Annotated in this window: 19 protein-coding genes and 2 riboswitches; of the genes, 5 read left to right on the top strand and 14 right to left on the bottom strand. The window is 41.1% G+C overall.

The genetic code is table 11. The annotated features are described in order from the left end of the window. A partial coding sequence (gene hxlA / locus CU635_RS15830) for a 3-hexulose-6-phosphate synthase (protein ID WP_101578339.1) occupies positions 1 to 531 on the bottom strand: 531 nt, incomplete at its 3' end. Positions 532 to 1230: 699 nt separating this feature from the next. Between hxlA (CU635_RS15830) and CU635_RS15820 the strand changes: the two genes are divergently transcribed. After that, entirely contained in the window at positions 1231 to 1905 is a 675-nt protein-coding gene (locus CU635_RS15820) for a TetR/AcrR family transcriptional regulator (RefSeq protein ID WP_101578354.1), read from the top strand. 459 nt (positions 1906 to 2364) lie between these two features. Beyond that, a riboswitch (glycine riboswitch) is annotated at positions 2365 to 2459 on the bottom strand. Then, positions 2460 to 2562, bottom strand: a riboswitch (glycine riboswitch). Between the two features lie 281 nt (positions 2563 to 2843). Here the strand turns inward: CU635_RS15820 and CU635_RS15815 are convergent. The 3 genes from CU635_RS15815 to CU635_RS15805 form a co-directional block, all read right to left on the bottom strand. Further along, entirely contained in the window at positions 2844 to 3986 is a 1143-nt protein-coding gene (locus tag CU635_RS15815) for an aromatic ring-hydroxylating oxygenase subunit alpha (protein WP_101578357.1), read from the bottom strand. A gap of 78 nt (positions 3987 to 4064) precedes the next feature. Then, positions 4065 to 5216 carry an N-methyl-L-tryptophan oxidase gene (solA, locus tag CU635_RS15810; RefSeq protein ID WP_101578353.1) on the bottom strand — a complete coding sequence of 384 codons (1152 nt, stop codon included), beginning with the start codon at positions 5214 to 5216 and terminating at the stop codon, positions 4065 to 4067. A 22-nt stretch (positions 5217 to 5238) separates the two neighbouring features. Then, positions 5239 to 7671 carry a GcvT family protein gene (locus CU635_RS15805; protein WP_101578352.1) on the bottom strand — a complete coding sequence of 811 codons (2433 nt, stop codon included), beginning with the start codon at positions 7669 to 7671 and terminating at the stop codon, positions 5239 to 5241. Positions 7672 to 7939: 268 nt separating this feature from the next. Between CU635_RS15805 and CU635_RS15800 the strand changes: the two genes are divergently transcribed. Continuing rightward, positions 7940 to 9466, top strand: a complete 1527-nt coding sequence (locus CU635_RS15800) for a glycine betaine uptake BCCT transporter (protein WP_101578351.1) — start codon at positions 7940 to 7942, stop codon at positions 9464 to 9466. A 717-nt stretch (positions 9467 to 10183) separates the two neighbouring features. Here CU635_RS15800 and CU635_RS15795 read toward each other — a convergent pair. From CU635_RS15795 to glpX, 7 genes are all read right to left on the bottom strand, one after another. After that, positions 10184 to 10306 (bottom strand): GapA-binding peptide SR1P, encoded by a 123-nt coding sequence (locus CU635_RS15795; RefSeq protein WP_101578350.1) that lies wholly within the window; start codon positions 10304 to 10306, stop codon positions 10184 to 10186. Between the two features lie 208 nt (positions 10307 to 10514). After that, the gene (locus CU635_RS15790; RefSeq protein WP_101578349.1) at positions 10515 to 11285 is read right to left on the bottom strand and encodes a Cof-type HAD-IIB family hydrolase; all 771 of its coding nucleotides are present in this window, start codon (positions 11283 to 11285) and stop codon (positions 10515 to 10517) included. A gap of 463 nt (positions 11286 to 11748) precedes the next feature. Further along, on the bottom strand, positions 11749 to 12201 hold the full coding sequence (gene rpiB / locus CU635_RS15785; RefSeq protein WP_101578348.1) for a ribose 5-phosphate isomerase B: 453 nt from the start codon (positions 12199 to 12201) through the stop codon (positions 11749 to 11751). Between the two features lie 112 nt (positions 12202 to 12313). Further along, positions 12314 to 13273, bottom strand: coding sequence for a 6-phosphofructokinase (pfkA, locus tag CU635_RS15780; protein WP_101578347.1), 960 nt, complete (start codon positions 13271 to 13273; stop codon positions 12314 to 12316). 369 nt (positions 13274 to 13642) lie between these two features. After that, positions 13643 to 15643, bottom strand: coding sequence for a transketolase (tkt, locus tag CU635_RS15775; protein WP_101578346.1), 2001 nt, complete (start codon positions 15641 to 15643; stop codon positions 13643 to 13645). 36 nt (positions 15644 to 15679) lie between these two features. Then, positions 15680 to 16570: a class II fructose-1,6-bisphosphate aldolase gene (gene fba / locus CU635_RS15770; RefSeq protein ID WP_101578345.1), complete on the bottom strand. Its 891-nt coding sequence runs from the start codon at positions 16568 to 16570 to the stop codon at positions 15680 to 15682. Positions 16571 to 16672: 102 nt separating this feature from the next. Beyond that, positions 16673 to 17659 carry a class II fructose-bisphosphatase gene (gene glpX / locus CU635_RS15765; RefSeq protein ID WP_101578344.1) on the bottom strand — a complete coding sequence of 329 codons (987 nt, stop codon included), beginning with the start codon at positions 17657 to 17659 and terminating at the stop codon, positions 16673 to 16675. 173 nt (positions 17660 to 17832) lie between these two features. On the opposite strand from glpX, the gene hxlR reads away from it, so the two are divergent. Continuing rightward, positions 17833 to 18195 carry a transcriptional activator HxlR gene (gene hxlR, locus CU635_RS15760; protein WP_101578343.1) on the top strand — a complete coding sequence of 121 codons (363 nt, stop codon included), beginning with the start codon at positions 17833 to 17835 and terminating at the stop codon, positions 18193 to 18195. A gap of 255 nt (positions 18196 to 18450) precedes the next feature. Here hxlR and CU635_RS15755 read toward each other — a convergent pair whose 3' ends face one another. The 3 genes from CU635_RS15755 to zwf form a co-directional block, all read right to left on the bottom strand. Next, positions 18451 to 19482 (bottom strand): glyceraldehyde-3-phosphate dehydrogenase, encoded by a 1032-nt coding sequence (locus CU635_RS15755; protein WP_101578342.1) that lies wholly within the window; start codon positions 19480 to 19482, stop codon positions 18451 to 18453. 189 nt (positions 19483 to 19671) lie between these two features. Further along, positions 19672 to 20571, bottom strand: a complete 900-nt coding sequence (gnd, locus tag CU635_RS15750; RefSeq protein WP_101578341.1) for a phosphogluconate dehydrogenase (NAD(+)-dependent, decarboxylating) — start codon at positions 20569 to 20571, stop codon at positions 19672 to 19674. Positions 20572 to 20683: 112 nt separating this feature from the next. Further along, positions 20684 to 22141: a glucose-6-phosphate dehydrogenase gene (gene zwf, locus CU635_RS15745; protein WP_101578356.1), complete on the bottom strand. Its 1458-nt coding sequence runs from the start codon at positions 22139 to 22141 to the stop codon at positions 20684 to 20686. A gap of 285 nt (positions 22142 to 22426) precedes the next feature. On the opposite strand from zwf, the gene CU635_RS15740 reads away from it, so the two are divergent. Both CU635_RS15740 and hxlA (CU635_RS15735) read left to right on the top strand, forming a co-directional pair. Next, positions 22427 to 22789 carry a winged helix-turn-helix transcriptional regulator gene (locus CU635_RS15740; RefSeq protein WP_101578340.1) on the top strand — a complete coding sequence of 121 codons (363 nt, stop codon included), beginning with the start codon at positions 22427 to 22429 and terminating at the stop codon, positions 22787 to 22789. 255 nt (positions 22790 to 23044) lie between these two features. Beyond that, positions 23045 to 23575 (top strand): 3-hexulose-6-phosphate synthase (gene hxlA / locus CU635_RS15735; protein ID WP_101578339.1); only part of this gene is annotated, 531 nt, incomplete at its 3' end.

The following is a 23575-nucleotide window of genomic DNA, read 5'->3' as shown; positions in this document are numbered from 1 at the left end:
GATGACTTCTGGCAAGGTGTTTAATTTGATACCCCCTGCAACCGCCGTCTTTGCCCTTTTCACGACACGCTTGATCGTCTGTAGCTGTTCAAACGAGTTTTCCCCGGCAGCCTGAAGATCATAGCCGGTGTGTACGCAAATGTAATCCACGCCAAGCGCGTCGATTTCCTTGGCACGCTGTTCAATATCCTTTACGTTGATCATGTCGACCAGGATCTTTGTCCCTTGCTTCCTGGCTTCTTCGACCGCCCCCTTGATTGTCGAGTCATCTGTGGCACCAAGCACCGTGATGATATCCGCTCCTGCTTCAGATGCCTTCATAACTTCATATCCGCCCGCGTCCATGATCTTCAGATCTGCCAATACGGTCAGGTTAGGGAATGCCTCTTTAATTTCCTTGACCGCCCGAAGGCCTTCATTGATGACAACCGGTGTGCCGATCTCCACCACATCGATGTATGCCTCTACTTCCTTCACTACTTCTTTCGCCTCTGGAATATTTACAAGGTCTAACGCCAGTTGAAGTTGCATTGTTCTTCACTCCTTATAATTTTTTGACTACATCGTCATTATAAGTTGCAATTTTCAGAAAAAAAAGTATGCACTTTTATACCATATAGTGTCTGAAATTATACTATTATGGTAATTGGCCTGTAATTATTACATTAAAATAACGTTTCCCGGCGATATTCTAACAAAAATATTCATCCCATTCCAACCCTGTTACAGGAAACGCAAGCATCATTTAATCATCACTTTCCTTTATTTTAAATCTTTGTATAGTAAATAATTTTTCAACCATAGGAATAATAATTTCGTAAAACTTTTTGAATGGGGTTAAAAAACTAGATATCTTACAAGTGACCAGGAACTTTTCTGCGACTATCGTAATCAATTTAGGAACCTCTAAATATGGTGAATGTAGGGGATGAATGCCTCTCTTCATAAAAAAACACTCAGGAATTATAATTCCTGAGTGTACTCGTTCTGTGTACAAGCATGTCATGACAGAGATAATAATGCCTCCAGTAATACATTGAGAAAGATGGCCATCATTAGTTAAATGTACTTAAAACGGTTGGATTGACGGAGATGGCTTGTTAATCCTGAAGAATCTCCCACTTAAAACTGAGTAAGTGGTGGTAGTTCAATAGAGACTTCATAACTGGTATTACAAAAATATTTTATGTTACACTAAAATCAATTATTTTAAATTCGAGGTGATAAGTATTGAAAAAACAAACAGAAAAAAATAGGGAAACCCAAACTGTCCGCATGATGTCTTACTTTATTGACGCAACAACTGAAATTATCAAAAAAGAAGGAATTGATAAAGTTACTATAAGAAAAATCGCAGATTTAGCCGGTTATAACAGTGCAACAATTTATAATTACTTTGAAGACTTATCCCATTTAATTTTCTTTGCTTCCATGAGGTTTGTAAAAAAATATACGGATGCTTTACCTCATTATCTTGAGAAAGCGAGAACACCTTTGGAAAGATATTTTTTAATTTGGGAATGCTTTTGTAAATATTCATTTGAATCTCCACAAATCTACTATGCAGTGTTTTCGGCTAATTTAGGTACTCACCCAATTAATCTGACAAAATACTATGAATACTTCCCAACCGATTTGGTAACGTTTCCAGATGATTTAAAGCCCATGCTTTTAGAGTCTAGCTTATCAAAGAGAACACTTATTGCCTTTAATCAATGTATAAGTGAAGGATATATACAAGAGACGTATGCTGAAAAAACCGCAGAAATTCATTATTTAATCTGGAACGGCATGCTGACCATGTTGATAAATAACAGAACGACCTATACAGTTGATGAGGCAACAGAAGTAACTGTCAATCATATTCGCAATACTACGGCTATAACCGATACACACATGATTTGAACAGGCATAAATTCGGATTGAGAAAAGATGCTCAAAAAGATAAAATTCTACTGGTTATTCTATAAGGAAGAGAATATAGTTTGATGTCGGAAAGCTTGCGTTGTGCTCTTTTGAGCTTTTTTTCTGTCTTACGGAGAAACATCGAATTGTATCACTTACGAAGCACACCTTTTAATATTGGTTTTTAATTTGTTTGAATTTATTCAGAAGTGATTCAAATTCTTCTGGTTTGGAAATCTCCACTTCTACATAACTAACCTGCTTCATACTGATTTAAACCGACTCGATTTGTATCGGTAATGCCCAACCACCAAAATCAATATCCTCCGTGATTATGACTGCTTACTTAATAAACTCTCCTTCACTCTTTTACCAGTTTCAGTCATCGCCAGGCCTCCAAGCGCCGTTTCACGTGACCTTTTTCCAAAAGTAAAAAAGGACAGGGAGGGGTAGTATTCTCTAACCCTCCCTGTCCTTTTACCTGAGAGATTAACTCCTTTATCCAATGGAGTTTTCCCCTTTGGTGGCGTTTTTCAACGCTCTCTCCAGAGGTGCGTCCCGTTGTAGTTCATCTACCTGAGAGATTCGTTCCAAGGGTCTTTTTGGAACTTGCTCCTTCGGTGGTACATACTTTTTACACTCTCCTACAACTATCATCCGCATAATATGATAATTTAACTAATGGTTTACACGCACCAATCTCCTTTGAAAATGCTTCCATATAATTACAACATACATTCTATTTTCGGCCGTCCAGAATGCGCGCCTACTATTTTCTTCACTTACAGCTATTACAACATTGGGTTCTGAACACCCTTCCCGAGTTTATCGGATTGGCCTTCTTATATAAATTTAATGTTCGAATATTGTTACTTTTAAAATAAGTTTGATCTCATATCTGTCAACTCATCTGTAGGATTCAAAGCTCCAAATGATATTTATTTGGCCTTCATACCGATTGACTCTGATACATAATTGTAAAAATGAGAAACATGATGTTCAATTGGTACTAAGATTCCCCCGTTTTTGTATGCTTTTGATCCCATGTTTTCTTGACACCATTGGCAAGCCTCAAAATCTTGTTCATTTACGCGGTGGAATAGTTCAACAGCGTCCATTGGGTCAAAATTTGGTTTTGCCATTTCTTCCGGATCAAATAGCCAATCACAAATAACAATCGATCTATCGGTGCTAATTGGTATGATACGGTGAGTGATCACATGATCCGGTGTTAAATTAATGAATACATGCGGAATAATGGTCATTCCGTAATATAAACGGTCATCTTCTGGAAGCAACCCTTTTAACATTGGGCGGCTTCCTTTCCCAGTTATAGAGAAAGCCTCCAAATCATCATTAAAATTTGCCCCGGCACCGACTGAATTTTGTGTTCCTACACCTGACTTGAATTCAGGAAGTGCCGCTGTCAATTCAGGGTGAATCGCAGAACAGTGGTAACATTCCTGGAAGTTTTCTACAATGATCTTCCAGTTTGCTTTCACATCATACTCTTTGCGATGCGCGACTCGTAGTTTTTGAATTTCATATCTAGCGAACGTCTCAAGCTCACCAAAGCGATTCATAATTTGTGTGTCTAATTGTTGTTCAGCTGGCAGTGGGTTTTCTGATAAGTTAAGCCAAATCATTCCATGCCATGTTTGAACGTGTACTTTTTCTAAGCCGTAGTTTTCATTATTAATTAATTCTTCACGACATTCACTACTTTTTGGGACTCCAAGCAAGGAACCATCAAGTCCATAACTCCAAGAGTGATATGGACAACGGATGATCCCCGTCTTTCCAGAAAGGTCGCCGCAGAGTGTTGCACCCCTATGACGGCATACATTTAAGAAAGCACGCAGCACACGATCTTTGCCTCTAATAATCAGAATATTTTCGCCCTCAACCTTTGTTGTGATATATTGGCCGGGCTCCGCTGCCTCATATTCATAGCCAACGAAAAGCCAAGATTTCGCAAAAATATTCTTTTTTTCCAAGTCAAAAATCTCCGGGGATGTATATAATTCTCCTTTTAACGTAGATCTAATTTTACCCTTTTCATTAACGACACTATTATCCATCACCTTCCATCATTCCTTCCTCATCTTTTTGTTTAAATGTAATTAAAAGATAATAAAGTTCCTTATAAATCTAAAAACTTACTTATATACAAAACGCTGCGGGCTGAATAATTCAATTGGATGATTCGTATTCCCATCGATCACTAAGTCTGCTAAAATTTCACCTACAACGCTAGCAAACTTAAATCCATGACCGGAAAATCCAGCCGCAATTACCACTTGCGGATGTTGTGGATGTTCGGTAATTACAAAATGTTCGTCCGGTGTGTTTGTATACATACACGTTTTTCCTTGTAAAAAGCGACCGTTTAGCATGGGAAGACCCTGCTCCAGATAATTTCTCATTATTTCAACTTCATGTTCATACACAGTACGGTCAATGTTTTCCGGCGTACATGGTTGGCCTTTTCGGAAGAAGGCCACTTTTGCTCCTTCGGCTTTTATGCCGAAAGAAGGAAAACCATACAATTGCACATTGTCATCTGCTTCCCAAATGTAAATGGGCAGTTTACCAACACGGAATGGTTCTATTCCTCTTGTAGGTTCAAAGAACATTTGAATGTGACGCTCCACTTGGAAACTAACCCCTAATTCTGCCAGTAATTTCGGTGCCCACGCTCCCGGCGAAATGATTAATTTTCCTGCCTCGTATGTTCCCGTATTTGTTACCACTCGTACACCTTCTCCAGAAGGATGCACTTCCCAAGATTGTGCAGATTCAAAGAACCTAAGGTCGGCACCATGCTTCTCTGCTTGAAAAAGGTGTGAGTAAACACTTAATTCCGGTCTAACAAAGCCCGCCTTTTCTTCATATATTGCGATTGAGTTCGCTGAAGGGGTAAAAACCGGGTAACGTTTACGGATATCATTCGCTTCCAGCACTTCGTAAGAAAGGTTCCATTGTGTCGCACTTTGCATAGTACCGGTAACCGTTAAGCTGTCTGGAGGGCCCATCATCAATCCTCCCGTTACCGTTAAGATTTCTTCGCCGCTTTGTTTCTCAATCGCCTCCCATAGTTCATATGCGCGAAGCAATAATGGGACATAAGCAGGATCTTCGAAGTAAGCTTGCCGAATGATCCGGGAACCACCATGACTCGACCCCAGGTCATGTGCAGGTCCAAACTGCTCAAGTCCAAGGACACGTTGACCCCTGGTTGCTAATTGATATGCTGCTGTACTACCCATTCCTCCTAATCCAATGACAATGACATCATAATGTTTGGGCATATACCATTTCCCCTTTCTTTTTTTATGAACGGACAATCACTTCTGAAGGATTCATAATGTTTACTTTGTATCGTTTCCCAAAGTATTCAATGCTTAGCGTGTTGCCTTCCCTTACTACCTCAGGTGATAATAGTGCATACACAATTCCCTTACCCAGGCTGTATACATATCCAGCACTTGTTATAAATCCAGCTACCTTATCTTCATTTAAAACCGGCTCATAACCCATTACTACCATCGACGGATCCTCCAGTAATAACATTGTTAACTTTAATCTAGATTCCCTCGCCTTTCGTTGAATCAAAGCTTCTTTCCCAATGAAAGTTGGTTTATTAAAATCGACCATATAGCCGAGTCCCACTTGAAAAGGGTCATGTTCACTCCAGAAGTCTTTACCGCTTCGTGTTACAAACGATTCTATTCGAAGACCTTCCAGTGCCCTATCACCCAAAGCAATCAGCTGATGTTGGCGTCCCGCTTCCAAAAGCATATCCCATAACTGTAATCCTTGATCACAAGTTGTGAAAAATTCCCATCCTGCTGTTCCCACATAGTAATCGTACACAGCGAGGACAGAAACATTTCCGATATACAATTCTTGAGCCCGCCCAATCTCCCATTTACTTATTGCAAAGTTATCGGGATCTAAGGAATGCATAATCTGGATCGCTTTATCACCTATTACACCAAGACCGCACATACCGGCTGTTCGATCTTGAATCACGATCTTACTGGAAACCGATAATTGTTTTTTAATCCAACTTGCTTCCACTGCTCCTGTGCAAAGAACAAAGAAAGTGGAAGTTGCTGTACGTACTACTCTTATTTCATCCTTTATGCCAGCTAATTCATGCAGCATCAATGTACTCGTCACATGCCCGATTGGAATATCCACATTGTTTGTTGTCATCTTTTGTAAAAAGTCAAGCGCTCCTTCACCACTGATTTCCAATCTTTTTTTTGAGGCTGTTGCATCATACATTCCCGCGTATCGACATGTATGCAGCTGTTCAGCTTCGATAATTGGTGACCAAAATTCCGCTGCCCACCCTTTTCGACGTAAGATACTTGTTTCATAAGTTTCTACAAGTCTCTCATTTGATTCATACCATTGCGGCTGCTCCCAGCCCGATTTTTCATTAAAATAAGCTCCTAATGATTTTTGCCGCAAATAATATGGACTCACACGGACGTTGCGCGATGTTTCCGGCGGCATATACGGATGATGGATATCATAGACTTTTTCATAATTTTCAATGGAACGCTTCTTATAATAACCAGGGCTTTGAGCGTATGTATCAAAACGATTAATATCACATAACTCTAAGTCCAAGGTTGGTGCCCCATTTACGATCCATTCAGCCATTGCCTTACCAACCCCAGCAGAATGGGTTACCCATATAGCTTCTGCTACCCAAAATCCTCGTACCTTCTGCGATTCGCCAAGCAGCGGCATGCCATCTGGTGTAAACGAGAAGATACCGTTTATTCCTTTTTTGATGCCTGCTTTTGTTAATGAAGGAATGAGTTCAAGAGCATCTTGCCATGGCTTTTCAAAATCCTCATGTGTAAACGGTTTTACAGATGGCATTTCTTTCGCTTCGCCCTTTTTAATAATTTCACTGACTTCAACAGGCAATGGCCTATGTTGATATGAACCAATCCCTATACCATTGAACACCTGTCGATAATACATCGAACTATCCTGATGACGGATAAGCGGTGATGTTACTTCTTCTGTTTCACTTGCTAGTTCTGGCAAGTCATTCGTAAGGACATATTGGTGAGCCATTGGTTGAAGTGGAATGGTGACACCCACCATTTCTCCAATTCTAGGTCCCCAGAATCCGGCACAGCAAATGATCAAGTCCGTTTCAAATCTTCCAATACTTGTTTCCACTGTTTTCACCTGTCCATCCACAACCTGAATCCCCGTTACTTCTGTATGACCATAAAACTTAGTGCCACAAGATTTAGCAAAGTTAGCCATTATATCAACAGCACGAAGTGGTTTGGCAATTCCATCTGATGGTACATACAGACCGCCATAGAGGTTATCTGTGTTGATTGATGGGAATTTTCGGGCACACGCTTCTGGTGATAGCACAAAAGCCTCCATTCCCCACGATTTTCCTATTCCTGCTTTTCTTTTTAAATCTTCAAAACGTTCCGCCGTTTCTGCCAGTTCAAGACTTCCTACCGAATAGAAAGAAGGGTGTCCGTCCGAACTTAACTCCTTAAAAGCTTCTACCGTTTGGGAGGCTAAAGTAGTCAGTACCTTGGAAAAACTAATCTGAAATACAAGACCTGGTGCATGAGAGGTGGATCCTCCTGTTTCAAATAATGGTCCTTGCTCAATGACCGTAATGTCGCCATGTCCCATTTTGTTTAAATAATAGGCGGTGCTACATCCAACAATACCAGCACCAATAATGACAATTTTCTTTTGCTCCATAACTCCACTCCCTCTTAATGAAGCTGTTAAGTTAATCATGATTACATGATAACTAAGGTCATTATATTATGTATTTTTCTGAAAGTAAATAATATTTATAATTTTTTGATAATTTGAAATATAATGATATTATTGTAACTATGATTATGATATTATCTTGGTTAGATAACGAAATTGTAAGCCCTGCCGAAAGGAAAGGAGGAGACCTATGAAATAGATTAAAATAACCTTTTCATCAATTCAGAGTTAATCTAAAGGAGGAGTTAATTTGAGTAAAAAGGGATTAAACGAAAATATTGTATTTTATATTTCTGTCTTGCTAACGGGCGCTTTCATTATTTGGGGAATCTTTTTTACAAAAAGCCTCTCCACTATTACCAGTAAAATCTTTAATGGCACCATTGACTACTTTGGGTGGCTTTATCTTGGCGCAGCTTTGTTTTTTGTACTATTCTCTGTTTACCTATTATGCTCTAAATATGGACATATCAGGTTGGGAAAGGAAACAGACAAACCAGAATTTAGAACAATATCCTGGTTGGCTATGTTATTTGGTGCCGGAACAGGTGTAGGTATTATCTATTGGAGTGTTGCAGAACCTGTTTTTCATTATACGGCTCCGCCTACTGGAGAAGGCTACACAGAAGCGGCAACTAATATAGCTATGAAATATTCATTTTTTCATTGGGGTATCCAACCCTGGGCTATCTACACAGTCATTGGATTAGCTCTTGCCTTTTTCCAATTTAACAAAAGGTTACCTGCATCAGTGAGTTCCGCTTTTTATCCTCTTTTAAAGGACAAAATTCATGGCCCGATTGGAAAAACGATTGATATTCTTGCTGTTTTTGCCACTGTTTTCGGCATAGCTACATCTCTTGGTTTAGGTGCTATGCAAATTTCAGGTGGCCTTGAAGCCTTATTTGGAATTCCAAATACGCTTACTGTTCAAATCACTGTTATCGTGGTTGCAACCATTCTGTTCCTATTCTCTATATCCACTGGCTTAAAAAGAGGTATTCAATATTTATCCAATACTGCGATGATCCTATCTTTTTTGATCATGTTGTTAGTCTTAGCCGTGGGCCCTGCTTTCAATATTTTTAATATATTTTTTAATACGATGGGCAGCTATGTAAGTGATTTCTTCCAAATGAGTCTAAATCTGCGGCCTTTTGGTAAAAGCGAGTGGATTGCAGGCTGGACTTTATTCTACTGGGCATGGTGGATTGCTTGGGCGCCATTTGTAGGTATGTTTATTGCAAGAATTTCTAAGGGACGCACAATACGGGAGTTTATCATTGGGGTATTATTCGTCCCGACACTTGGTACGTTTGTTTGGCTAGCTATTTTTGGAGGCTCGGCTCTCCATATTATCCATAACTTAGGTCACAAGGAATTAGCAGAAAAAATTACTTCTAATGTGGATTTAGCGATTTTTAGTTTTTTGGATTATCTACCGTTAAGTTCTGTGTTAAGCATCGTAGGCTTTGCAGTTGTGTTGATTTATTATATAACGGTAGCAGATACATCAACTTTTGTGCTAGGCATGCTTAGTGAAAAAGGTAGTTTAGATCCATCAAATAAGATGAAAATTACTTGGGGAATCATCCAGTCAATGGTTGCCTCTGTGTTACTTTTAGCAGGTGGCTTAGAGGTACTGCAGACCGCCTCAATCGTAGCCGCATTTCCCTTCTCGATTATAATGGTTCTCATGTGTTGGTCTTTATTCAAAGCTTTAAAGGATGAAGTAAAGGAACATAAAGTCTCAATCCCAAAAGAGAAAATCTCATAAGTTTGTACGAAAGTTGTGAGGAACAAATTCGTTTCCAGGATAAATAATATGTTTTTTATTCTGTTAGTGTAGTCGGTGATCCAAACTTCCTCAGGTCTGTTAATTCAATATGATACAGGAATTGGCTGCTAAGCCCTTTCATTGAACAACCTGCCACTTAACACCCTGCCAGGTTGTTTGAAATGGCGAATTCTAAAGAAACAGACATATTGTACTATGACCACAGCCATTCATCTAGGCTGTGGATTTTCCGTTTCATCACCGACAAATTGTTTGGTTCCAGAACTATAAGAACCACTTGGACAAAGAATTTAGCTGTTAAGCGAAAATTATCTACGTCAAAAAGCTCCTAAAGGCATAAAAAATATGTCATTGTTCCGAATAATGTCACTACAAATCCTAACTTTCTCTGATTACAGCTTAAGGTTAGCTTCGATGGAAGAAATGGAATTGGATTAGGTATTGCATAGAGGTAATAGCCCTGACTATGTTATTACTAGAGTTTATGGATGCAGAAGTTGTTTTCAGTAAGAATTTAAGATGCAAACGCAAGTATTGAGATTGCCTATCTCTTTATCAACCTTGCCAAAAACCCCCAACTAGTATATCAAAGGCTGGTGAATGAATGGCTTTTTTTTCTAAAAATAAATAAAAGGACCTATCCATATGGGTAGACCCTACGATATATGTTTTTCAAAAAAAGTCCTTTTCGCCTGTTCACGCTTGGTCTTCAGTATCATCTTCCAGACATCTTTCACATTTTGAATAAAGAACACTTACCTTTTCATCCTCATAGTGGTCAATAATGCTGTTGCAAGTTATACAAATGATTGTTCCCACTTTTAAAACTCCTTCCAGATAATGAATATTAGAATTCTAAAATGAAAACGCTTTCTTTTTATCACAAGTCACTATAAATGTTTTTTAAGCTGAGATGCATACCTGCGAAAAAAATAAATGAACCAGATAAACCAACTATAAGCACCTTATAAATAACTCCTTGTAGAAACCTGCGAGCCACAAGCACCGCAAAAACTTTAATAGCTAATCACAGCAGGAACGTTTGTTTTGTGAGGACCCATTCATAGATAGCCTTGGCCACCCCATCATTCTTATTACTTTCGGTAACCCAATCAGCAGTTGCCTTTACGATTTCCTGGGCATTGCCCATTGCAACTCCCAGACCTGCCTCCCTGATCATCGCGATATCATTCAAGCTGTCACCTATTGCCATGACATTTTGCATCTCCAGACCAAGAAAACCACAGACCTTTCCTATGGCTTTCGCCTTGTTTATACCAATAGCATTCGCTTCGATATTGGTTGGACTGGAATTGCTGATTTCCAGTTTGCCAGTCTGTTTAAGCAGGCCCATAATGTGTTCCCGGACATTATCGTCCTCTATGTTGAATCCGAACTTCATCCATTCTCGTGCAGTTATGTCTTCAGGCATCTTCCCACGCCAGACATTTTCAGTACAGGTAGCCCAAAATCCAGTTTTGTATTCCTGGCTTAGACCATACATCCACTTTATCAGGTCTGTGCCCAAGGTAACTCGTTCAACCAGTGCTCCTGTAACATCATAAATCTCGCTGCCATTCACGGTTATCAAATAGGATGATAGCTCTAATGATTTCGTAATTTCATTGCATGTCAAATAAGCACGGCCTGTACTGACCAGGACCTTAACACCCCTTTGTTCAGCTTCTTTAATAGCTTGCCTGTTTATCTCTGACACCTTTCCCTCTTCGTTCAGTAAAGTACCGTCCAGATCAAGGGCGATTAGTTTTATCTCCTGCTTTCTCGCTTGCATACTCAGCCAGCCTTTCTCTTCTGATTATAAATTTTCATGATGATGATTAAGCAACCAGAATTGGCAGCTTCAAAGGGTTCATGAAACGACGTGCAAATAATATATTATTATTTTTTTTTTTTTTACTTAGCATGCGATACCTTTAGAAGTTTGCGCACCTCAGGCACTCCCCGCAAATAAACGGTTCAAAATTAAAATTAATGAACACAACTTCCTGTGGCACCTTGTTTAACAATTCTCTAAAAGCTTGCCACCCATTGGCTTTGACTGCTGTTGAACATCAATTTTTATTACCTGGAATTCATTGTTACCACATACTGAGCAAATTGTTTCCTCAGTATAAAGGGTTTTGCAATGAGTACAATACTTCCTCTCCATAAATTACCCATCCTCCAGTTCTAGTTAAATAGTACCATTCCAACATTAGGGAATTGCATGCACTAAACGCAAAACAAACATATTCTTGGTTCTACTTTTGAATAGCATTTGATTCATAGGTGGAGATTTTATTTACTCGATTTTCATGTCTCCCACCTTCAAAGGAGGTTGTTAACCATACTTCAGCAATTCCGCGAGCCAGGCCGGGGCCGATTACGCGTTCCCCCATCGCTAAAATGTTAGAATTATTATGTTCTCTCGTTACCTTCGCACTAAAAATATCGTGCACAAGCGCACAACGAATGCCCTGCACCTTGTTTGCTGCAATGCTCATTCCAATTCCTGTACCACAAATGAGGATGCCACGGTCCACTTCACCTCTTGATACCTTTTCCGCTACCGGAATCGCATAGTCAGGGTAATCAACAGAGGTTTCACAATCACACCCCAAATCAACATACTCAATCTTCAAATCTTTCATTAAAGAGATTATTTCTTGACGTATATTTACACCGCCATGATCACTTGCAATTGCTACTTTCAAATTTCATTCACTCCTCCCATTATATATATAAATGATCTCAATAGATGCGCCAGATAGGTATCGGCAGACTTCTGACCAGACAAAATTTTGTACTCCTTACTCGGTGCATCCTTCATCTGGACAGACTTCGTGCTAAATGGTAGATAGAAAGGTCAATTGTATGCTCGTGTTTTGCAGCTTCATCAAAAGATGTGTGAACCAGCCGACCATTTTTCAATCCTACTAAGACTCCCTTTTCACCTTCCGTAAGTAAGTCGACTGCTTTCCCGCCCATTTGGCTGCTCATCATTCGGTCATATGCGCTAGGGGACCCTCCTCGTTGAATATGGCCAAGTATGGTCACCTTCGTCTCAAATCCCGTTTTCTCCTGAATCAGTTTGCCCATTTGAAACCCTTTGCCCACCCCTTCGGCAATCACAATGATGCTATGTGTCTTTCCACGCTGATATCCCCGCTTAATCCTCTCAATTACATCCTCCAGGTCGTACTCGGCTTCAGGGATAATAATGGATTCAGCCCCTGCACACATCCCTGCCCATAAGGCAATGTCCCCCACATTGCGACCCATTACCTCTATTACATAGGTGCGTTCATGGGAAAATGCCGTATCGCGAATTTTGTCAATTGCTTCGACTGCTGTATTAACAGCTGTATCGAATCCAATCGTATATTCCGTTCCAGGTATATCGTTGTCTATGGATCCTGGGATACCTACCACTGAAAATCCTTGTTGGGTTAATTTTTCAGCACCTTTAAAAGAGCCATCCCCTCCAATGACGATTAAACCCTCAATGCCGGCTTTTTTCAGCTGGTCTATTGCCTTTTGCTGTCCCATGGGTGACTTGAACTCCTCACACCGGCAAGTTTTTAAGATGGTACCTCCACGATGAATGATGTCCCCTACACTGCCCAGGCTCATTGAAATAAAGTCGCCATCCATTAATCCTTTGTAACCATTTCTCACACCATAAACATCCAACCCCTTAAAGATTCCTCTTCGAACGACCGCACGAATAGCGGTATTCATTCCAGGGGCATCACCGCCGCTTGTTAATACTGCAATCTTTTTCATTGCTTTTCCTCCATATTTTGACGATTAAACGCCCCGGTGTTTAAGAAAACGTACATATCGGCCTAGAAGACCCCCAAGGCATATTCCATCTTTAAAGCAATCCAGGCAAATGATCATGATGTAACTCACACTTTAAATTGATAAGAAGTTCGAGTCACTTCTATTGTACAAAAAGGGCAGGCTCACCCACTGGCGATTCTGCCCATATCCTAAGAGAGCGCCCCTTCCAGTTGCTTCTCCATGCGATTACCCACGTTCACTCAGGGTTCGAATGTTGAAGGTTCGTGAATCCATACTTATACAGTCGTTATCCCACCATAGCATCACTCTATTTTCAATATTCAGATATTTATTTTTATAGTTTTATGTTTATAGAACCTTCTTAAACTGGGCAACTACATTTTCAACTGTAAAACCGTATTCTTCGATTATTTTTTCCCCCGGTGCCGAAGCCCCGAATTGATCAATGGCCAAAACATGACCGTAATCGCCAACGTATTTATGCCACCCCAAGGACGCTCCCATCTCAATGCCAAGCCGTGCTGTAACGTTTTTTGGAAGTACACTTTCCTTATACGCAGCAGATTGTTTGTCGAATCGATCCCAGCTCGGCATGCTGACAACCGAAACATAAATGCCTTCCGCCTCAAGGACCTTCTGTGCGTCAACCGCTAGGGAAACCTCAGATCCGGATGCTAGAAGCAGGCCATCCACGTTTTTTGCTTTTGAAATTACATAAGCACCTTTTTTAACGCCCTCATACGCTGTGTCTGCGTCAATAAGTGTCGGTAAATCTTGACGTGAAAGGATAAGAGCTGTTGGTTCGTCTCTGCTTTCCAATGCCAGTTTCCAAGCTGCTGCTGTTTCATTTCCCTCAGCCGGACGGATTGTGGAGAGACCTGGCAAGGCACGTAACGATGCCAAGTGTTCAACTGGCTCATGTGTTGGTCCATCCTCACCCACGGCCACACTGTCGTGTGTAAATACATAGGTTACAGGTACTTTCATTAATGCTGAAAGACGAATGGCCGGACGTAAGTAGTCGGAGAAAACGAAGAATGTGGCGCCGAATACTTTGACTCCCCCGTGAAGGGCCATTCCATTTACGGCAGCCCCCATTGCAAACTCGCGAACCCCAAACCAAATGTTGCGTCCACTGTAATCTGCTGCACTGAAGTTCTCTTCACCTTTCAGCAAAGTTTTGTTGGATGAGGCAAGGTCAGCAGATCCGCCAAACAGTTGCGGGACGTTCCTCGCAAGCGAATTTAACACCTCACCACTGGATGAACGGGTGGCAAGCTTATCTTTTCCTACTTGATATCTTGGCACATCTGCATCCCATCCTTTGGGGAGCTCGCCATTTATCGCTTGCCTCAATTCCCTTGCGAGTACAGGATAGGCCCTCTCATATTCCGCAAACAGCTTATTCCAGGAGTCTTCCTTCTTCTGCGCTGATTCTTTTAGTTCCGCAAAATGTGCTTTGACTTCTTCAGGGACATGAAAATCCTCTTCATATGACCAACTATAATGTTCTTTTACAAGCTTTATTTCATCTTTCCCAAGAGGTGCCCCATGTGACGCGGACTTTCCACCTTTATTAGGGGAACCATAGCCAATAACTGTTTTCACTTCAATTAAAGTCGGTTGTTCTTCGTTTGCCTTCCCTTTGGCAATCGCATCTTCGATAGAATTAGCATCATTCCCATCCTCAACACGAAGCACTTGCCAGCCATAAGCTTTAAAGCGATCGGCCACACTTTCGCTAAATGACATATGAAGATCACCATCAAGTGAAATATCATTTGAATCGTATAATACAATCAAACGGCCAAGCTTGAGATGCCCTGCAAGTGACGCTGCCTCTGCTGATACGCCTTCCATCAGGTCACCGTCGCCACAAATGCTGTATGTGTAATGGTCAATTACATTATATTTATCCCTGTTATACGTAGTGGCCAAGTGTCTTTCCGCCATGGCCATCCCAACCGCCATGCTAATTCCTTGCCCTAACGGACCAGTCGTGGCGTCAACTCCAGGTGTATGGCCGTACTCAGGGTGACCAGGTGTTTTACTCCCCCATTGACGGAAATTTTTCAAATCTTCTAATGAGACTTCATAACCTGTCAAATGCAGTAAGCTGTATAGAAGCATGGACCCGTGACCTGCAGACAATGTAAAACGGTCACGGTTAAACCATTCCGGATTATTCGGATTATAGTTCATGAACTTGGTCCAGAGTGTGTATGCCATAGGGGCAGAGCCCATCGGCATTCCCGGGTGACCTGATCCAACATTTTCAATTGCATCGATTGACAGGGTTCTAATAGTATGAATGGATAGCAGATCAACATTAATTTTTTGTTCAATCATAATTGTTATTCCCCCTCTTCTTATCATCTTGAGCTATTAGCTGGTAGTTACAAGAACCCCTTTTTGTTGAGCCTTGCCTGAAGATCCAAACTCACGCATTTTCCCTTGGACCGTTTCTTTGATTGCTTCACGTGCCGCACTAAGGAATTTACGTGGATCATATACTTTAGAATCTCTGTTCAAAAGCTCACGAACAGCTTTTGTAGCAGCAATCTGGCTTTCTGTATTCACATTGATTTTTGCCGATCCAAGTGAAATGGCTTTTTGAATATCCTTTGTCGGAATACCTGTACCACCGTGAAGAACGAGCGGGACACCGGTAAGCTCCATGACTTCCTTCATCCGGTCGAAACCAAGATTTGGCTCACCCTTATATGGCCCATGAACAGAACCTAACGCAGGTGCGAAGCAGTCTACTCCTGTTTCACGCACTAATTGATCACATTCAGAAGGTATGGCATATGCAGATTCTGCATCTACGATAAGGTCGTCTTCTTGACCACCAATTCGCCCCAGTTCGGCTTCTACAGAGACTCCGACAGCATGGGCTACCTCAACCACACGTTTTGTCAATTCAATATTTACTTCCAGGGGGTGATGGGAACCATCAATCATCACCGATGTAAACCCGGCATGGATGGCTTGAACACATTTTTCGAGACTTGAACCATGATCCAGATGAATGGCCACCGGCACCGTCATGTTATATTCCTCCATTAACCCTTTGACCATCTGGACAGTGAATTTAAAACCACCCATATAACGGGCAGCACCTTCAGAGACTCCGAGAATGACTGGAGACTTTTCTTCTTCCGCAGCTTTAAGTATCGCCTGAGTAAACTCAAGATTATTGATGTTGAACTGTCCGACAGCATAACCGTTCTCTTTTGCGTGGATTAACATTTCCTTCATTGAAACTAGTGGCATAATATTTTCTCCCCTTTAGATTATTTATCTTTTTAAAGTCCTTTTTATAAAAGACCTTCTCAACATTCACCTGTTCGATAAGCGAATGGATTACCGGACAGTTTACTTCAATGATGAATGATACGCCTCGATAAACTGGAATCTTTCGCTAAACCCTCTCCCTGTCAAAAAGGAGTGAGTTTGCATTAAACCATTTTCCTTCTTTCTAACACCTTTCAGGAGAAGCCCGTCAGTAATTCCGGTTGCAACAAAAAAGCAATCGTCAGATTGTACAATCTCATCCAGCGTGAAGTACTTTAAGGGGTCGACTATTCCCATCTTGATACAGCGATCGAACTCCTCTTCATTTTGCGGGGCTAGCTGCGCTTGGAAATCGCCACCCAGGCACTTCAAGGCCGTTGCAGCTATTACCCCCTCCGGTGCGCCACCAGTGCCTACTAAGATATCAACATCTATCTCGTCGATTGCTGTAGCTATCGCACCAGTCACATCGCCATCAGGGAATAACTTTACCCTAGCTCCCACATCAAATACTTGTCTAATCAAATCATCATGCCGAGGCCTGTCCTGGATCATGACGGTTAATTCAGATAAATCTTTCCCCAGAGCTTTAGCTACCGAAATCATGTTTTCTGTTAGAGACATCTCAATGTTGATATGACCTTTTGCTTTTGGCCCGACAGCCAGCTTTTTCATGTACATATCCGGAGCATGGAGCAAGCTCCCCTTGGCCGACACAGCCACGACGGTTAATGAATTTTCCTGTCCTTTTGACAAGAAAGTCGTTCCTTCTACGGGATCGACCGCAATATCAACGTGAGGTCCTTTTCCTGTTCCCAGCTCCTCGTTAATATAAAGCATGGGTGCCTCGTCCATTTCCCCTTCCCCGATAACGATCAGGCCGTTCATATCAATGAGGTTCATTCGATTGCGCATCGCCTCAGTTCCGGCACCGTCAGCATCATTTTTATTTCCTGTTCCTATCCAAGGGTAGGATGCTATAGCTGCATTCTGTGCTACAGCAAGAAAATCCATTGCTAATGACTGAACCCGCTCTTCACTGAAAACTTTAGTTTCCAATTTAGACATTAGATCACCTCCTGGTTCTTTAATTAAATATACAAGCCATAATCACATGTATATTTTTTATCACCTGTACAGGTATGATTATATCCCGTATAATATATATTAGTAAGTACGCACTTTATGAGCATATAGTATTAAAAAGTATACTAATAATCTATAATCAAGGGGGATTAAACATGGGACATATGGATAATAAAACGTTCAACTGTGAAAAAGAGTTAACACTCGCTGTTATTGGTGGGAAATGGAAAATGCTTATTTTATGGCACCTTGGCAAAGAGGGGACGAAACGATTTAACGAATTGAGATCCCTCATGCCGGACATCACTCAGAGAATGCTTGTGAATCAGCTGCGCGAACTGGAAGACGACCAGATCGTTCATCGAGAAGTATATCCCGTTGTACCACCTAAGGTAGAATATTCATTAACCGAAACTGGAGAAAGTCTGATGCCTATTCTTGAGTCGATGTATGATTGGGGCAAAAACTATATGAATAAGGTATTAAACACAAGAAAGGAATCGATCAAGGTAGATTAATACTCTCACTTTTGCGAAAAATGAGCGGTCATATAGTTACATGATTAATACCAAGAAACAATTGAGCAATGCATCATCAGTTAAAACTTAACAAACCACATGAAGCAATCTTGATTTAAGGGTTACTTCATGTGGTTTGTTAGTATTCTATGTGATATCATTTTTCAGGGCATTAAAATGAAATTTCTCAAATATACCCTTTCCTTATTAGTACTCAGGCAATAAATAATATCTTCAAAACATATGAAGCACGCCTTACCCGACCCTCATCGGTGAAACAATTCCCATTGTCTCAGCAACAAATTTTACTAGTTCTACCACCCTGTTGGAGTAGCCCCATTCATTGTCATACCATGCAAGCACCTTAACTTTCCGTTTTCCGATAACCATGGTAGATAAACCATCGATTATAGCTGAGCTGGGATTGGTATTAAAGTCAATAGACACCAGTGGCTCGGTGGTGTAATCCATTATCCCTTGCAAGTATCCTTGTGAAGCAAACAGAAACGCCTCATTAACATCACTGGCCGTTACGCCCTTTCCCAGGTCAACAACCAAATCCACCAGCGAAACATTAGGAGTAGGGACACGGAGAGCGACGCCATCCATTTTTCCTTTTAAATGCGGCAACACGAGAGAAAGAGATTTCGCGGCGCCGGTGGTTGTTGGAATAATACTTTGACCGCAGGCGCGGGCACGGCGCAAATCTTTATGGGGATTATCTATATTTTTCTGGTCATTTGTGTAAGAATGTACCGTTGTCATTAATCCATTTTCAACGCCAAACTGTTCATCAAGCACTTTTACTACAGGTGCAAGGCAATTAGTCGTACAAGATGCATTAGAGATGATAAAATGCTTTTCCACATCTAAAGAATATTCGTTTACACCCATCACTATGGTCACATCTTCATTTTTCCCTGGGGCTGTTAATATGACTTTCTTAGCCCCAGCTTCCAAATGGAGAGATGCCTTTTCCCTGCTATTAAATTTACCGGTGGCTTCGATGACGATGTCAATATCCAATTGCTCCCACGGGAGAGAAGCTGGATCACGGTTGCTTATTAACTGAATCCTATGATTATTCACGATTAAGGCCTGATCAGCAGGGAACACATCGCCTTCGAATTTTCCATGGATGGTATCATACTTGATTAAGTGAGCTAAGGTCTCAGCTGGATAGCTTGCGTTTATCGCTACTATTTCAAGAGTCTCATCCAAGATTGCTTTTCGGAAAACGAGTCTACCGATTCTTCCAAATCCATTGATTGCAATTCTTGCCTTCATTTCCCCGCTCCCCTCCCGATCCAGTTTATATGCTCCTGAATATTTTCCCTATCGTTAACCACTGAAAGCAGCCACAGTCCGGCCTCCCCGAGTTGACCCTACTTGTACACCTACATCAATCATCAAACGACCCGTTGGTCAGCAGGCTATCAGGATGATCATCAGTAGTTTTTTATAGAAATTACATTATCAATTTTTTATCTTTTCAACGACGTGCCCACCAAATTCGTTGCGCAGTGCAGCAACGACTTTACCTGTAAATGTATCCTCCTCTAATGAGCGATAACGCATCAACAGGGACAGGGCAATGACAGGCGTAGCAGTTTGCAGATCCAGAGCAGTATCGATGGTCCATTTCCCTTCGCCTGAAGAATGCATAACTCCTTTGATATCTTCCAATTTGGCATCCTTTGAAAAAGCATTTTGGGTCAAATCCATTAGCCAAGAGCGGATAACTGAACCATTATTCCATACTCTTGCTACTTCTTCATAATCGTAATCGAACTCACTTTTTTCTAATAGTTCGAAACCCTCACCAATGGCAGCCATCATCCCATATTCAATGCCGTTGTGTACCATTTTTAAAAAGTGCCCGCTCCCGCGTCTTCCTGCATACAAATACCCGTTGTCGACAGCCGTATCTTGAAAAAGCGGTTCCACTGCCTCCCATGCCTCAGGATCTCCGCCAACCATGTAGCAAGCTCCATTGCGTGCACCTTCTATCCCGCCAGAGGTACCGACATCCAAAAAACTTACCCCGAATTTTTTTAACTTATGATATCGACTAATTGATTCTTTGTAGTAAGAATTTCCAGCTTCAATGACGATGTCCCCACTGTTTAAAAACGGCGCTATATCAAAAATCACTGAATCTACGACCTGGTGCGGCACCATGATCCAAATAATCCGTGGTTGTTCTAATGATTTAACTAACTCTAATAAACTCGATGTACCCTTTGCCCCACATCGTTCCATTTCTCTAACAGCACTGGAATTTATATCGTATACCACCAACTCATGATTGTGGTCAATGAGGTTTGAACCTAAGTTTAATCCCATCTTCCCTAACCCGATTAACCCTACTTTCATTATTGATACCCTCCCACATTACAGTCACGTTTAATTGCCGGAAAACAATGCCCTCCCAGTATTCCTTACAAATGCGAGGCCGGCTTCTATCTTTTATACTAAACTAGGCGTCCTACCACCAACTGAATCCATCCTCCCTTAATAATCCATGAGAGGCCTCGGGACCCATTGACCCCGATGGATATGAATGGAGGGGCACTATTTTTTGATCAAATGCGTTTAAAATGGGCTGCACCCATTTCCAAGATAGTTCAACCTCTTTCCATTGCACAAAGAAAGTGGAGTCCCCGCGCAGTGCATCGGATAATAAGAGCTCGTACGCTTCAGGCATATCTTTCTGGTTTTCGAAGAATTTCACGGTAACTGGCTCAATTTTGCCATTTTTCAATGCATTTTTACTGTTGAACTGTAATGAGACACCTTGGTTTGGGCTGATGTCGATCGATAAGAGATTCGGCGCTGTTTGCTCATTTTTCTTCCTGTACACATCTTCTAATGGATTTTTGAATTCGATCACAATCCTGGTGGATTTTTCTCGCATTCTTTTGCCAGTCCGAATATAGAATGGGACCCCACTCCACAGTAAATCGTCAATCCACAACCGGGCCGCAATAAATGTATCATTCATAGAAGAATCCTGAATACCAGGCTCATTTGTGTATGCTGGCACTGGCTGGTCGTTAATATACCCCTCGCTATACTGACCACGTACGACATTCCGAACAATATCCTCCTTTTGTAACGGCCGCAGGGAGTCCATGATTTTTGTCTTTTCATTTCGGATGTCATCTGCACTTAACTGTGCAGGTTGATGCATAGCAGTCATCATAACCAGTTGCAGCATATGATTTTGAACCATATCACGAATGGCACCTGCATGATCATAATAACCTGCTCTCTCTTCCACACCAACGGTTTCACTTGCTGTGATTTGTACATTCGCAATATATTTGTTACTCCACAGGGCCTTAAACATGGGATTCGCAAATTCCAATGCTTCCAAGTTTTGAACCATCGGCTTGCCCAGGTAATGGTCAATAAGAAAAATTTCATCCGGTTGAAAAGCTTTGCTCAATTTCGCGTTTAGTTCTTGTGCTGATTTCAGGTCGTGTCCAAATGGTTTTTCAATGATGAGACGCTTCCACCCTTTTATCGCCTGTAATCCACTCGCTTTAATGTTGGATACAATTACATCAAAGAACTCAGGTGCAACGGATAAGTAAAAGAGCCGATTTTCTGGGATATTAAGTTGTTCTTCTCGATTTTGGATCATTCTGAGTAATGTTCGATATCCCTCGTTATTTGTTACGTCCAAGGAACTATACCAAAATGATCCAAGGAATTCGTCCAACTTACCAGAGTCCGTTATCTGACGTCTTGAAAATTGTGTTATCGAGTTTTCCACATGTTCACGAAACACGTCATTTGTCCATTCTCTCCTGCCTAAACCAATAATCGCAAATGACTTAGGCATTTTGCCATCCAAGAACAAGTTGAATAGAGATGGAAAAATTTTTCTTTTTGCTAAATCCCCTGTTGCTCCGAACAAGACAAAAGTCAATGAATCCAATTCCACTGGATTTAACACATTGACATTAATCTCGTCCAGATGGATATTCCGTTGAACGGTTACGCCAGTCATGAGATCCCCTCCTGATCATCTGATAAAATAACTGATATTCCGCATTTTTTTTCCTCATCTCCAACCCTAAAAATTCATTTGTTTTTTATGAACTTACTTGCCCTAAGTATAATAATTGAAAATTTTATTTGTAAGTACGCACTTTTTTATTATATAGTATATAAAAATGCACTACAATTCAGATAATTCAGATTAAATAAGGGGAGATAAAACATGGGACATCTGTGCAACAAAAATTTTAACTGTGAAAAAGAATTAACACTCTCTATTATCGGGGGTAAGTGGAAGATGGTTATCATGTGGCATCTAGGCAGAGAAGGGACTAAGCGCTTTGGCGAATTAAAGTCTATGATACCCGGGATCACACACCGGATGCTTGTAAGTCAACTACGAGAACTCGAAGAAGACCTTATCATCCATCGTGAAGTTTATCCAGTTGTTCCGCCGAAGGTAGAGTATTCTCTCACAAAAAGAGGAGAAAGCTTACTTCCAATTTTAGAAGCTATGTACGACTGGGGGAAAGACTATATGGAGACGGTGCTGATAAAACAAAAAGAAAAAACAACTTCACTTTAACGTATAAGCAAATGTAAGGGCTTTCATTACTTATAAATCAATACATGCGCATGAATCTTCCATATGTTTCTTAAAGTGTAAAACTGGTGGTACTTACATGTATTGATTAAGAAGAATTTGCATTCCAAGGTTCCCCTTTCCTTATTTAGTATAATTTAAAACATTATATGCGTTAAAAGTGCATACTTCTTTTTCTGAAAATTACAACTTATAATGACGATGTAGTGAAAAATCTAAATAAGGAGTGAAGAATCAATGCAACTTCAACTGGCGTTAGACCTTGTAAACATTCCAGAGGCGAAAGAAGTAGTGAAGGAAGTAGAGGCATACATCGATGTGGTGGAGATCGGCACACCGGTTGTCATCAATGAAGGCCTTCGGGCGGTCAAGGAAATTAAAGAGGCATTCCCTAACCTGACCGTATTGGCAGATCTGAAGATCATGGACGCCGGCGGATATGAAGTTATGAAGGCATCTGAAGCAGGAGCGGATATCATCACGGTGCTTGGTGCCACAGATGACTCGACAATCAAGGGGGCTGTCGAAGAAGCCAGAAAGCAAGGGACAAAGATCCTGGTCGACATGATCAACGTAAAGGATATTGAACAGCGTGCCAAGGAAATCGACGCGCTTGGCGTGGATTACATTTGCGTACACACCGGCTATGATCTTCAGGCTGCCGGGGAAAACTCCTTTGAACAGCTACAGACGATCAAGCGTGTGGTGAAAAGGGCAAAGACGGCGGTTGCAGGGGGTATCAAATTAAACACCTTGCCAGAAGTCATC

The sequence above is a fragment of the Bacillus canaveralius genome (assembly GCF_002860125.1).
In the GTDB taxonomy this organism is placed as follows: domain Bacteria; phylum Bacillota; class Bacilli; order Bacillales; family Cytobacillaceae; genus Bacillus_BJ; species Bacillus_BJ canaveralius.
The sequence above is the reverse complement of the archived record's forward strand: the minus strand, read 5'-3'. Positions and strand labels throughout refer to the sequence as shown.

Excerpts from the sequence above, each read along its gene's own strand:
- CU635_RS15805 (WP_101578352.1), bottom strand. The coding sequence starts at position 7,671 with ATGGAGCAAAAGAAAATTGTCATTATTGGTGCTGGTATTGTTGGATGT.
- CU635_RS15815 (WP_101578357.1), bottom strand. The coding sequence starts at position 3,986 with ATGGATAATAGTGTCGTTAATGAAAAGGGTAAAATTAGATCTACGTTA.
- solA (WP_101578353.1), bottom strand. The coding sequence starts at position 5,216 with ATGCCCAAACATTATGATGTCATTGTCATTGGATTAGGAGGAATGGGT.
- glpX (WP_101578344.1), bottom strand. The coding sequence starts at position 17,659 with ATGTCTAAATTGGAAACTAAAGTTTTCAGTGAAGAGCGGGTTCAGTCA.
- tkt (WP_101578346.1), bottom strand. The coding sequence starts at position 15,643 with ATGATTGAACAAAAAATTAATGTTGATCTGCTATCCATTCATACTATT.
- hxlR (WP_101578343.1), top strand. The coding sequence starts at position 17,833 with ATGGGACATATGGATAATAAAACGTTCAACTGTGAAAAAGAGTTAACA.
- fba (WP_101578345.1), bottom strand. The coding sequence starts at position 16,570 with ATGCCACTAGTTTCAATGAAGGAAATGTTAATCCACGCAAAAGAGAAC.
- CU635_RS15740 (WP_101578340.1), top strand. The coding sequence starts at position 22,427 with ATGGGACATCTGTGCAACAAAAATTTTAACTGTGAAAAAGAATTAACA.
- gnd (WP_101578341.1), bottom strand. The coding sequence starts at position 20,571 with ATGAAAGTAGGGTTAATCGGGTTAGGGAAGATGGGATTAAACTTAGGT.
- pfkA (WP_101578347.1), bottom strand. The coding sequence starts at position 13,273 with ATGAAAAAGATTGCAGTATTAACAAGCGGCGGTGATGCCCCTGGAATG.
- CU635_RS15755 (WP_101578342.1), bottom strand. The coding sequence starts at position 19,482 with ATGAAGGCAAGAATTGCAATCAATGGATTTGGAAGAATCGGTAGACTC.